Source organism: Pseudomonas sp. FA117 (assembly GCF_057370475.1).
In genome coordinates this window covers 1,761,827-1,773,273 of the sequence record NZ_CM170675.1, presented here as the reverse complement: position 1 = coordinate 1,773,273, position 11,447 = coordinate 1,761,827, and the positions used below count along the sequence as shown (strand labels likewise).

The 11,447-nt window shown below is 63.7% G+C and carries 11 protein-coding genes; 2 read left to right on the top strand and 9 right to left on the bottom strand.

Going from position 1 to position 11,447, the window contains the following annotated elements; translation table 11 throughout:
• Nucleotides 1–42: 42 nt before the first annotated feature.
• From acpP to AC1TXO_RS08325, 6 genes are all read right to left on the bottom strand, one after another.
• Nucleotides 43–279: an acyl carrier protein gene (gene acpP, locus AC1TXO_RS08350; RefSeq protein ID WP_009685065.1), complete on the bottom strand. Its 237-nt coding sequence runs from the start codon at nt 277–279 to the stop codon at nt 43–45.
• 204 nt (nt 280–483) lie between these two features.
• The gene (gene fabG / locus AC1TXO_RS08345) at nt 484–1,224 is read right to left on the bottom strand and encodes a 3-oxoacyl-ACP reductase FabG (RefSeq protein ID WP_486405873.1); all 741 of its coding nucleotides are present in this window, start codon (nt 1,222–1,224) and stop codon (nt 484–486) included.
• A gap of 17 nt (nt 1,225–1,241) precedes the next feature.
• Nucleotides 1,242–2,180, bottom strand: a complete 939-nt coding sequence (gene fabD / locus AC1TXO_RS08340; protein WP_486405872.1) for an ACP S-malonyltransferase — start codon at nt 2,178–2,180, stop codon at nt 1,242–1,244.
• Between the two features lie 127 nt (nt 2,181–2,307).
• The gene (gene plsX, locus AC1TXO_RS08335; RefSeq protein WP_486405871.1) at nt 2,308–3,318 is read right to left on the bottom strand and encodes a phosphate acyltransferase PlsX; all 1,011 of its coding nucleotides are present in this window, start codon (nt 3,316–3,318) and stop codon (nt 2,308–2,310) included.
• A gap of 3 nt (nt 3,319–3,321) precedes the next feature.
• On the bottom strand, nt 3,322–3,504 hold the full coding sequence (gene rpmF, locus AC1TXO_RS08330) for a 50S ribosomal protein L32 (protein ID WP_008096416.1): 183 nt from the start codon (nt 3,502–3,504) through the stop codon (nt 3,322–3,324).
• 13 nt (nt 3,505–3,517) lie between these two features.
• A complete protein-coding gene (locus AC1TXO_RS08325; RefSeq protein WP_486405870.1) occupies nt 3,518–4,045 on the bottom strand; it encodes a YceD family protein in 528 nt (175 codons plus the stop codon).
• 95 nt (nt 4,046–4,140) lie between these two features.
• Here AC1TXO_RS08325 and AC1TXO_RS08320 point away from each other — a divergent pair, with 95 nt between their 5' ends.
• Nucleotides 4,141–4,719, top strand: a complete 579-nt coding sequence (locus tag AC1TXO_RS08320) for a Maf family protein (protein WP_486405869.1) — start codon at nt 4,141–4,143, stop codon at nt 4,717–4,719.
• Between the two features lie 37 nt (nt 4,720–4,756).
• Here the strand turns inward: AC1TXO_RS08320 and AC1TXO_RS08315 are convergent, their stop codons facing one another.
• The 3 genes from AC1TXO_RS08315 to rluC are packed head-to-tail and all read right to left on the bottom strand — an operon-like array spanning nt 4,757 to nt 7,395.
• Nucleotides 4,757–5,752 carry a S49 family peptidase gene (locus AC1TXO_RS08315; protein ID WP_486405868.1) on the bottom strand — a complete coding sequence of 332 codons (996 nt, stop codon included), beginning with the start codon at nt 5,750–5,752 and terminating at the stop codon, nt 4,757–4,759.
• On the bottom strand, nt 5,745–6,449 hold the full coding sequence (locus AC1TXO_RS08310) for an HAD family hydrolase (RefSeq protein WP_486405867.1): 705 nt from the start codon (nt 6,447–6,449) through the stop codon (nt 5,745–5,747). The genes AC1TXO_RS08315 and AC1TXO_RS08310 overlap by 8 nt, the downstream gene beginning before the upstream one ends.
• Nucleotides 6,439–7,395, bottom strand: coding sequence for a 23S rRNA pseudouridine(955/2504/2580) synthase RluC (gene rluC / locus AC1TXO_RS08305; RefSeq protein ID WP_486405866.1), 957 nt, complete (start codon nt 7,393–7,395; stop codon nt 6,439–6,441). The genes AC1TXO_RS08310 and rluC overlap by 11 nt, the downstream gene beginning before the upstream one ends.
• A gap of 742 nt (nt 7,396–8,137) precedes the next feature.
• On the opposite strand from rluC, the gene rne reads away from it, so the two are divergent.
• Nucleotides 8,138–11,398 (top strand): ribonuclease E, encoded by a 3,261-nt coding sequence (gene rne, locus AC1TXO_RS08300; RefSeq protein ID WP_486405865.1) that lies wholly within the window; start codon nt 8,138–8,140, stop codon nt 11,396–11,398.
• The last annotated feature ends 49 nt before the right edge of the window (nt 11,399–11,447 follow it).

Sequence of the window (11,447 nt, the reverse complement as noted above, 5' to 3'; positions counted from 1 at the left end):
GCAGTGCGGTTTTTCCCGACAAGAAGCGTCGACTACAACGTCTTAAGCCTGGTGGTTCTTGACGTAGTCGATGGCAGCTTGAACGGTAGTGATCTTCTCGGCTTCTTCGTCAGGGATTTCGGTCTCGAATTCCTCTTCCAGAGCCATCACCAGCTCAACGGTGTCAAGCGAATCGGCACCCAGGTCATCGACGAAGGACTTCTCTGCAGTCACTTCTTCTTCCTTGACGCCCAGTTGCTCGGCGACGATTTTCTTGACGCGTTCTTCGATGGTGCTCATACCTAGTTTTCACTCCTAATGGACATATGTCAGGCAGCTGGCCGGTGGCTAATTTTATAGAAAGACGTTCGCTTTTCAAGCGAAACGCACCTTCAGGCTAGTCACCGCACCCGCTGCCCGGAATCTGGTTGCAGCTTTATAACGGATTTTAGGCTCGCAGTATGACTCTTTTTTTACGCAATCCGTCACATTGAGTTGCAGATGTTACATGTACATCCCGCCGTTCACCGGCACGGTAGCGCCGGTGACATAGGCTGCGCCGTCGGATGCCAGGAAGGAAACCACCTTGGCGATTTCCTCGGCCTGGCCCAGGCGGCCCAGCGGAATCTGGGTCTGCAGCGCTTCGCGCTGTGCTTCGGGCAGCTCGCGGGTCATGTCGGTATCGATGAAGCCTGGAGTCACCGAGTTCACGGTGATACCACGCGAGCCCACTTCACGCGCCAGGGCGCGGCTGAAGCCCTCGAGACCGGCCTTGGCGGCGGCGTAGTTGGCCTGGCCGGCGTTGCCCATGGCCCCGACGACCGAACCGATGCTGATGATACGACCCCAGCGCGCCTTGGTCATGCCGCGCAGCACACCCTTGGACAAACGGTAAAGGCTGTTGAGGTTGGTGTCGATGACATCGAACCATTCTTCATCTTTCATGCGCAGCATCAGGTTGTCGCGGGTGATGCCGGCGTTGTTGACCAGGATGGCCGGGGCACCGAACCGTTCCTGGATCGTGGCCAGCACGGCCGTCACCGACTCTTCGCTGGTGACGTTCAGTTCCAGGCCGGTACCGGCGATGCCGTGTTCCTTGAGGGTCTCGGCGATGCGCTCGGCACCGGAAGCGGACGTGGCGGTACCGATCACGGTCGCGCCCTGGCGGCCCAGCTCGAGGGCGATGGCCTGGCCGATGCCACGGCTGGCGCCGGTGACCAGTGCAACTTTACCTTGCAGGCTCATGCAAGTTTCTCCAGATATCAGGCCAGCGCCGCACGGGTGGCGGCGACGGCGTCAGGGGTATTGAGGTTGTAGGTGGTCACGCCGTCGGCGCAACGCTTGTTCAGGCCGGCCAGGACCTTGCCCGGACCGCATTCGACCAGGTTGACCGCACCGTTGGCAGCCAGGGCCTGCACGCACTCCACCCAACGCACCGGTTGGTACAGCTGGGCCAGCAGGTCGCGCTTGAGCGCATCGAGGTCGGCGGCAACCGCGGCGGTGACGTTCTGCACCACGGGAATCTGCGGGGCCTTCCATTCGATGGCGTTGACCGCCTCGGCGAAGCGTTCGGCAGCAGGCTTCATCAGCGCGCAGTGCGACGGCACGCTGACCGCCAGCGGCAGCGCGCGCTTGGCACCCTTGGCCTTGCACAGCTCGATGGCACGGTCGACTGCCGCCTTGTTGCCGGCGATCACCACCTGACCGGGGGAGTTGAAGTTGACCGCGCTGACCACTTCGTCTTCCGCAGCTTCGGCACAGATTTGCACCACAACGGCGTCATCCAGGCCAAGGATCGCAGCCATGGCACCATGACCTGCCGGCACGGCCTCCTGCATCAGCTGGCCACGGCGCTCGACCAGACGAACGGCGTCCTTGAGCGACAGGCTGCCGGCGGCAACCAGCGCGCTGTATTCACCCAGGCTGTGGCCGGAGACCAGCGCCGGTCGCGCGCCGCCCTCGTCCAGCCACAGGCGCCACAGGGCGATGGAGGCCGTAAGGATGGCCGGCTGGGTCTTGTCGGTTTGGTTGAGTTGTTCTTCCGGACCTTCCTGGACCAGCTTCCACAGGTCGTAGCCCAGAGCCTCGGAAGCCTCCTTGAAGGTCTCGACGATTACCGGCTTTTCAGCACCGAGCTCGGCGAGCATGCCCAGCGACTGGGAGCCTTGGCCAGGAAAGACGAATGCGAGGGATGCAGACATTGAACAAGCCCTTATGATCTTGTCGTCGGATGGTGTGCACCCTGCCATTGGCGGGGCGCGGAATCTGAAATCTTGGATGGAAACGCAGACCAAGCGGTCACATTTAACCACTTCATGGCCGATATGCCTAAGGCAACAGGTCTTCGAGGCGCCCGTGCAGGCGCTGCGGCAGGTTCTCCTGAATCTCGATCAGCGCCCGCTGGATCGCACTCTGCAAGCCCTGCACGCCCGCCGAGCCGTGGCTCTTGATGACGATACCCTGCAAGCCGAGAAAACTCGCGCCATTGTGTCGCGCCGGCGCTAGATCGGCCTGCAGGCGCCTGAGCAGCGGCATCGCCACCGCCCCGGCGGCACGGGACAACAGCCCGCCCCTGAACAGCGCCTCGATACGCGCGCCGATCATGGTTGCCAGCCCTTCGCTGGACTTGAGCAGGATATTGCCGACGAAACCATCACACACGACGACATCGGCCTCACCGCGATACAGGCCATCGCCTTCGACGAAGCCGATGTAGTTCAGCCCACGGGCACCCTGCAGCAGGCTGGCAGCCAGCTTGACCTGCTGGTTGCCCTTGATGTCTTCGGTGCCGACGTTGAGCAGCGCCACCCGCGGCCGCGGGATACCCAGCGCCTGGGCCGCCACCGAGCCCATCACGGCGAACTGGTAGAGGTTCTCGGCACTGCAGTCGACGTTGGCGCCCAGGTCTAGCAACTGACAGTACCCCGCCTGGGTCGGAATGGCCGCCACCATGGCCGGTCGATCGATACCCGGCAGGGTCTTGAGCACGAAACGCGACAAGGCCATCAACGCCCCGGTATTGCCGGCGCTCACGCAGGCCTGCGCCTTGCCGTCGCGCACCAGTTCGAGGGCCACGCGCATCGACGAATCAGGCTTGCCGCGCAGCGCCTGCGACGGGCGCTCGTCCATACCCACCACCTCGCTTGCCGCCACGATTTGCAGGCGCGCGCGATCGGCAGCCGCAAGGCCGCTGACAAGTTCTTCGAGGAGGGAGGGTTGACCGACAAGGGTCAGGTGGAGCGAGGGAGTAGCCGAAAGGCAGGCGATACTGGCCTGGACAATGCTGCGGGGACCGAAGTCCCCGCCCATTGCGTCGATCGCGATGATCTGAGCGGACAAGGATTACTCGTCAGCGCCCTTGTCGATCACTTTGCGACCACGGTATACGCCTTCTGGCGAAACGTGGTGGCGCAGGTGAACTTCACCGGTGCTCTTCTCTACGGACAGCGCGTTTTCCGACAGGGCGTCGTGCGAACGGCGCATGTCACGGGCAGAGCGGGATTTTTTGTTCTGCTGAACAGCCATAATTGATTAACTCCTAAACGTTTGGGTCACGCTTTAACTGCGCCAAGACACTGAACGGGTTGGACCGCGATACCTCGTCCTTGCTCGATTCGGGCTCGTCTGCGCCCGCCGGCTGCTGGCATTCTTCCGGATGATGAGCAGGCACGATAGGGAGTGCGAGCAGAAGCTCCTCCTCGATCAGCGCCTGCAGATCCAAAGGATCTTCGCCCAGTTCCAGCACGTCATAGCCTTTCGGCAACGACTGGGTATTCGCACCCTCCTTCACCACGGCGTAAGTACATTCGCTGTGGATCGGCAGGGTGACCAGCTCAAGACAACGCTGGCAAACCATCTTGACCTCGACGTTCAGATCGCTGTGGATAACCACAACGTGCTGCTCGTCTCGCTCAAAATCGAACTTCGCCTGCACCGTACCGACATTGTCGGAAAGCGGGTCGCAGAGTCTTTCCAAATCAGCGAGTTGCAGCGAACCTTCAAGGGTTACGCCACGATCGGCCAATTTGCGCGGGTCAACGTGAGGTGGAATCGGGTCATTCAACATAGGCGCAGCATTCTAGGGATGCCCCCCGCCCCTGTCAAAGGAAATTAGGCGGCATCACGCATGTTAGAATCGGTTCAATTGCCAAGGAGTCTACCATGCTTCCCCTGCTGCTTGCCTCAAGCTCTCCCTACCGGCGCGAACTGTTCCAGCGCCTGCGCCTGCCCTTCACCTGGGCGAGCCCCGATATAGACGAGGCACGCAAGACTGACGAGCCCGCCGTGGAGCTGGTCCGCCGCCTCGCCAGGCAAAAGGCCCAGGCACTTGCCGGCGGCCATCCGCAGCACCTGATCATCGGCTCCGACCAGGTCGCCGTGCTGGGCGAGCAGATCCTCGGCAAGCCGCACACCTTCGAGCGCGCCTGCGAGCAACTGCTGGCCGCCAGCGGCCAGCAAGTCACCTTCCTGACCGGCCTGGCCCTGCTCAACAGCGCCACGGGCCAGTGCCAGGTGGATTGCATCCCCTTCACCGTGACCCTGCGCGAACTGGATCGGGAGACCGTAGAGCGCTACGTGAAGGCCGAACAGCCGCTGGATTGCGCCGGCAGCTTCAAGGCCGAAGGGCTGGGCGTGACGCTGTTCCAGAGCACGCACGGCACCGATGCGACGAGCCTGATCGGGCTGCCGCTCATCCGCCTGGTGGACATGCTGCTCAAGGAGGGCGTGCAGACGCCCTGATGAAGAAGGGGCTGCACATGGCAGCCCCCTTGGTCATTCAGCGCAGGGAGGGCCCCTGGAAGCCCATCCACATGGCCAGATGTTCGGCCACGCTGGCACCGAGGCGTTTGGAGAAACGATCGAAAGGCGACTCCTGCACGGTGAAGTCCACCAGTTCCTTCTCGCCGACGATGTCGCGCGCCACGTAACTGGCGCTGCCCAGGCCATCGACCAGCCCCAGGGCCTTGGCCTGCTCGCCCGACCAGATCAGGCCACTGAACAGCTCGGGATGCTCCTTGTCCTTGAGGCGCTCGCCACGACCCTGCTTGACCATGGCGATGAACTGGTTGTGCGTGGTATCCAGCACACCCTGCCAGAACGCCGTCTCTTCCGGTTTCTGCGGCGAGAACGGATCGAGGAACGCCTTGTGCTCGCCGGAGGTGTAGGCGCGACGCTCGACACCGAGCTTCTCCATGGCGCCGACAAACCCGTAACCCGCCGCCGTCACTCCGATGGAGCCGACCAGGCTGGCCTTGTCGGCATAGATCTCGTCCGCCGCACTGGCGATGTAGTAGGCACCGGAAGCCCCCAGGTCGGTAATCACCGCATACAGCTTGATGGCCGGGTACTCGGTGCGCAGGCGGCGGATCTCGTCATACACATAGCCTGCCTGCACCGGACTGCCGCCCGGACTGTTGATCCGCATCACCACGGCCTTGGTCTTGGCGTCCTTGAACGCCTCGCGCAGGCTCTTGATGATGTTGTCGGCGCTGGCCGCCTCCTGATCGGCGATCACACCGCGCACTTCCACCAGCGCGGTATGGCTGGCACTGCGCGAGGCAGTGCTCTCCATGTCCATGAACGACGAGAACAGGAAAAGGATGCCGAACAGGTAGAGGAAGGTCAGCAGCTTGAAGAAAATCCCCCAGCGCCGCGCCCGACGCTGCTCCTGAACCCCCGCCAGGAGGGTCTTCTCGAGCAGCTTCCAGCTCTTGCGCTCTTCCTTGTCCTGCGCTGCGCCTTCGGATTCGGGCGCCTTCCACTCGTCAGCCATGCTCACCTACCTTGGAGTTGAAGCTGCGCGAACCAGCCAGCCACTCGCGCAACTGTGAAAAATGCTCGATGCACACCTGCGGGCCGAATTCGCTCAACGCCTGCAACGACATCGCGCCATAACCCACCGCAACCGAGTGCATGCCGGCATTGCTGGCCATCTGCAGATCGAATGCCGAATCTCCGACCATCAGCGCCCTGCCAGGTTCGACCCGGCAATGACCGAGAATCTCTTCGAGCATCAGCGGGTGGGGCTTGCCACGGGTCTCGTCGGCAGCGCGAGTGATATCGAAATACCCTTCCCAGCCATTGGCCTTGAGCACCCGATCCAGGCCACGACGCGCCTTGCCGGTGGCCACTGCCAGACGATACCCCTCGCCGCGGAAGGCTTCCAGCGATTCCACCACACCCTCGAACAGCGGCGAGGGCTGCTCGTCCAGCGCCATGTAGATATCGGCGTAGTGCTGACGGAACACCTGGACCTGATGCTCGTCCAGATGCGGGTAGAGCACCGAAATCGCCTCGCTCAGCGCCAGGCCGATGATGCCCTTGACCGCATGCTCGGCACTGGCCGCCTCACCGGCACGCTCGGCGGCGACATTCATGGCCTCGACGATGCGACCGATGGAGTCGGCCAGGGTGCCGTCCCAATCGAAGATCAGCAGGTCGTAGGGCTTTTTCGTCAGGTCAGGTCGCACTCAGGCGCTCCACGGTCTTGGCCCACATATCGTCGACCGGAGCCTCGAGCTTGAGCTCGCCGCCGTCGGGCAGCGGCACGGTCAGCGCGTAGGCATGCAGGAACAGGCGCTTGCCGCCCAGGTCGCGGATCTCGCGACTGAAATCTTCATCGCCATATTTGTTGTCGCCGGCAATCATGTGGCCAGCGTGCAGCGTATGTACGCGAATCTGGTGGGTACGGCCAGTGATCGGACGCGCCTCGACCATAGTGGCGAACTCGCCGAAGCGGCGCAGTACGCGGAACAGGGTCAGCGCTTCCTTGCCTTCGTCATCGACCTCGACCATGCGCTCGCCGGAGCGCAGGTTGCTCTTCTGCAACGGGGCGTTGACCTGCTTCTTCGAGGTCGGCCAGTGCCCGCGCACCAAGGCCATGTAGCGCTTGTCGACACCATCGCCGCGCAGGGCCGCGTGCAGGTGGCGCAGCATGCTGCGTTTCTTGGCGATCATCAGCAGGCCCGAGGTGTCACGGTCCAGGCGATGCACCAGCTCGAGCTCCTTGGCATCCGGACGCAACTGGCGCAGCGCCTCGATCACGCCGAAGCTCAGGCCGCTGCCGCCATGCACGGCGATACCGGCCGGCTTGTTCATCACGATCAGCGCCTTGTCTTCGTAGACGATCGCCGCCTCCAGGCGCTGCAACAGGCCCTGGGCGACGGGCGCAGGCTCGTCGCGCTCGGGCAACCGGACGGGCGGTACCCGTACGATGTCGCCGGCCTGCAGCTTGTATTCGGGCTTGATGCGGCCCTTGTTCACCCGCACCTCGCCCTTGCGCAGGATGCGGTAGACCAGGGTCTTGGGCACGCCCTTGAGGGCCGTGATGAGGAAGTTGTCGATGCGCTGGCCGGCAAGTTCCGGCGCGACTTCGATCAGCTGAACGCCGGAAGTCGGGGGATTATTGGTCGTCATGGCTGGATCATAACAATTTTTTATGGAATTGAAGCACTTAATCATTACTGCTATAGTCGCGAACGCCGCCAAAAGCGGTAGGTCAGTACCGCACGGTTTCGAACCGGCCCTGACCAACGCAATTCTCGAGGACGCGAGGCCGTCCGACGGGGTTTTCGCCAGTTTACCGAAATGCCTGGAATCGCCACCAGCGCCGAGCAGAGAAGAACGAAAAAAAACGACAAGTGCGGTGTCTCACCTCCCTCCTGTTCTTTTTCGCATGCCCCTGCCCCGCCTCGTCGCTTCCGTGCAGCGCCTGGCGAATGCTTCGGAAACACCAGCCTTGGACATGAATGGCGTCAGCCCAGAAACGGCGCTGGCGAAAAATGCAACCCGTTGCGGATTCAGCGCGCGGCAGCACCCGAATTATCAGGGATACGTGCAGGGTGGAGATGTACAGCCCGGACCGTGCAGCACGGCCGGCCACCGGCCCACTGTAATGGCCCGGCGAGCGGAACCGGTGTTTGCAGATGCCCCAGAGGCGTCCACGGCCCTCGGCTGATTCCTCCTCCTGACTGAGTGCGATAGGCACCGCAGCAAACAGGACGCGTCGTCGCGACAACGGCAGGCTGGGCAACCGGCTGGTGCCGAACGTCGCTGGACACGGGGGTGGTACGCCACCCTTTGCGCACCTTGGCACCGACCATGAGAAGTCGTGTGTGCCGAACGCCGTTTCCGGCAGCCCGGAAACCGACGGTACAACATGAAAAGAATGCTGATTAACGCGACTCAACCCGAAGAGTTGCGTGTAGCCCTGGTGGATGGCCAGCGCCTCTACGACCTGGATATCGAATCCGGTGCCCGTGAGCAGAAAAAGGCCAACATCTACAAGGGCAAGATCACCCGCATCGAACCCAGCCTCGAAGCCGCTTTCGTCGACTTCGGTTCCGAACGTCACGGCTTCCTGCCGCTGAAGGAAATTTCCCGCGAGTACTTCAAGAAGTCCCCTGAAGGCCGGGTGAACATCAAGGAAGTACTGAGCGAAGGCCAGGAAGTCATCGTCCAGGTCGAGAAGGAAGAACGTGGCAACAAGGGCGCCGCCCTGACCACCTTCATCAGCCTCGCCGGCCGTTACCTGGTGCTGATGCCCAACAATCCCCGCGCCGGCGGCATCTCCCGCCGCATCGAAGGCGAAGAACGCAACGAACTGCGCGAAGCCCTCAACGGCCTGACCGTACCGGGCGACATGGGCCTGATCGTGCGCACCGCCGGCCTGGGCCGCAGCAGCGAAGAAATGCAGTGGGACCTCGACTACCTGCTGCAACTGTGGACCGCCATCAAGGAAGCGTCCCAGGATCGCGTCGCCCCCTTCCTGATCTACCAGGAAAGCAACGTCATCATCCGCGCCATCCGCGACTACCTGCGCCAGGACATCGGCGAAGTGCTGATCGACAGCATCGATGCCCAGGAAGAAGCCCTGACCTTCATCCGCCAGGTGATGCCGCAGTACGCCAGCAAGGTCAAGCTGTACGAAGACAGCGTCCCGCTGTTCAACCGCTTCCAGATCGAAAGCCAGATCGAGACCGCCTTCCAGCGCGTGGTCGACCTGCCTTCCGGTGGCTCGATCGTCATCGACCCGACCGAGGCCCTGGTCTCCATCGACATCAACTCGGCGCGCGCCACCAAAGGCAGCGACATCGAGGAAACCGCCCTGCAGACCAACCTGGAAGCGGCCGAGGAAATCGCCCGCCAGCTGCGCCTGCGTGACATCGGCGGCCTGATCGTCATCGACTTCATCGACATGACCCCGGCGAAGAACCAGCGCGCCGTCGAGGAACGCGTACGCGAATGCCTCGAAGCCGACCGCGCCCGCGTCCAGGTCGGTCGCATCTCGCGCTTCGGCCTGCTGGAGATGTCGCGTCAGCGCCTGCGTCCGTCGCTGGGCGAAAGCAGCGGCATCGTCTGCCCTCGCTGCTCCGGTACCGGCATCATCCGTGACGTCGAATCGCTGTCGCTGGCGATCCTGCGCCTGATCGAGGAAGAAGCCCTGAAGGACCGTACCGCCGAGGTCCGCGCCCAGGTACCGATCCCGGTAGCCGCCTTCCTGCTCAACGAGAAACGCAACTCGATCACCAAGATCGAACTGCGCACCCGTGCACGGATCATCATCCTGCCGAACGATCACCTGGAAACCCCGCACTTCGAAGTCCAGCGCCTGCGCGACGACAATCCGGACGTGCTGAACAACCAGTCCAGCTACGAAATCGCCACCAGCGAAACCGAGGAAGCGCCGCAGCCGACCGCGACCCGCACCCTGGTTCGCCAGGAGGCCGCGGTGAAGACCGCACCGGCCCGCGCCAATGCCCCGGAACCGAGCGCAAGCGTCGAACAGGCGCCCTCCGCTCCGGCCCCGGCGCCTGTCGCCGCCCCCGAGCCGAGCCTGTTCAAGGGCCTGGTCAAGTCGCTGGTCAGCCTGTTCGCCGGCAAGGAAGAGCCTGTGGTCGCACCGGCTGCCAGCCCGGAGAAGCCTGCCGCCGAGCGCACCCAGCGCAACGAGGAGCGTCGCAACGGTCGCCAGCAGAGCCGTAACCGCAACGGCCGCCGCGACGAAGACCGCAAGCCGCGCGAAGAGCGCAGCGAGCGCGCGCCACGTGAAGAACGCAATGAGCGTGCTCCGCGTGAAGAACGCGCCCCACGTGAAGAGCGCGCACCACGCGAGGAACGTGCACCACGCCAGCCACGCGAAGACCGCCGTGGCAACCGTGGCGAAGAGCGCGTACGTGAACTGCGTGAGCCACTGGATGCTACCCCACCGGCAGAACGTGAAGAACGCCAGCCGCGTGAAGAGCGTGTAGCCCGCGAAGAACGCGCCCCGCGTGAAGAGCGTGCGCCACGCGAAGAACGTGCTCCTCGTGAAGAGCGCGCACCTCGCGAAGAACGTGCTCCACGTGAAGAACGCGCCCCGCGCGAAGAACGTGCTCCTCGTGAAGAACGTGCCCCACGCGAGGAACGCGCTCCGCGTGAAGAACGTGCGCCGCGCCCACCCCGCGAGGAGCGTCAGCCTCGCGTCGGCGAAGAAGCGGCTGAACAGGCTGCCGAGCTGGCCGAAGAGCAACTGCCGAACGAAGAATTGCTGCAGGACGAGCAGGAAGGCACCGATGGCGAGCGCCCACGCCGCCGCTCCCGTGGCCAGCGTCGTCGCAGCAATCGTCGTGAACGCCAGCGCAACGCCAACGGCGAGCTGATCGACGGCGGCGAAGAAGACGGCAGCGAGGAACAGCCGCAACAGCACCAGGCCACCGAGCTGGGTGCCGAACTGGCTGCCGGCCTGGCCGTGACTGCCGCCGTTGCCACCAGCAACATCAGCAGCGACGCCGAAGCCCAGGCCAACCAGCAGGCCGAGCGCGCCACCGCTGAAGTCTCGACTCCAGCAGTCGACAACAGCGAAGCCACCCCGTCGGTCGAGCAGGCTGAACAGGCCGAGCAGACCCAAGCTGTCGCCAAGGCCAAAGACGTGGCTGTGGCCCCAGTGGTCGAGCAGCCGCTCAGCGAGCCGGTCGCCGTGGTACAAGCGACTGCCGAACCAGTGGTCGAGGTTGCTCCACAGCCGGTGGTCGAAGAAGCCCCTGCCGTCGAGCCAGCGGTGAAGGCCGAAGCCGAAGTCGTGGAGGTTGAGGCACCGCTTCAGGCCCCGGCAGTCGAAACCGCTGAAGTCGAACAGGCTCCGGTGGTGATCGAAGCTGCTCCAGCTGCCGAGCAGCCAGCGCCGGTGATCGAAGCCCAGCCAGAAGTCGCGGTCGAGCCTGCGCCTGCAGTGGTCGAGCCAGCGCCGGTCGAGGCCCCTGTTGTCGAGGAGCCTGCCACTGTCATGCTGTCCAACGGCCGTGCGCCGAACGACCCGCGTGAAGTGCGCCGCCGCAAGCGTGAAGCCGAAGCAGCTGCCGCCGCGGCAGCCCAGGCAGCCGCTGAAGCCGCTCCGGCACTGGAAACCACCGAGAATGAGCACAAGCCTCACCACGGTTGATTCCGGTCGCTGAATGAAAAACCCCCGCCAGTGCGAACTGGCGGGGGTT

Bases quoted from the DNA above. Each gene is read 5' to 3' on its own strand.
- acpP (WP_009685065.1), bottom strand. From the start codon at position 279: ATGAGCACCATCGAAGAACGCGTCAAGAAAATCGTCGCCGAGCAACTG.
- fabG (WP_486405873.1), bottom strand. From the start codon at position 1,224: ATGAGCCTGCAAGGTAAAGTTGCACTGGTCACCGGCGCCAGCCGTGGC.
- fabD (WP_486405872.1), bottom strand. From the start codon at position 2,180: ATGTCTGCATCCCTCGCATTCGTCTTTCCTGGCCAAGGCTCCCAGTCG.
- rpmF (WP_008096416.1), bottom strand. From the start codon at position 3,504: ATGGCTGTTCAGCAGAACAAAAAATCCCGCTCTGCCCGTGACATGCGC.
- AC1TXO_RS08325 (WP_486405870.1), bottom strand. From the start codon at position 4,045: ATGTTGAATGACCCGATTCCACCTCACGTTGACCCGCGCAAATTGGCC.
- AC1TXO_RS08320 (WP_486405869.1), top strand. From the start codon at position 4,141: ATGCTTCCCCTGCTGCTTGCCTCAAGCTCTCCCTACCGGCGCGAACTG.
- AC1TXO_RS08315 (WP_486405868.1), bottom strand. From the start codon at position 5,752: ATGGCTGACGAGTGGAAGGCGCCCGAATCCGAAGGCGCAGCGCAGGAC.
- rluC (WP_486405866.1), bottom strand. From the start codon at position 7,395: ATGACGACCAATAATCCCCCGACTTCCGGCGTTCAGCTGATCGAAGTC.
- rne (WP_486405865.1), top strand. From the start codon at position 8,138: ATGAAAAGAATGCTGATTAACGCGACTCAACCCGAAGAGTTGCGTGTA.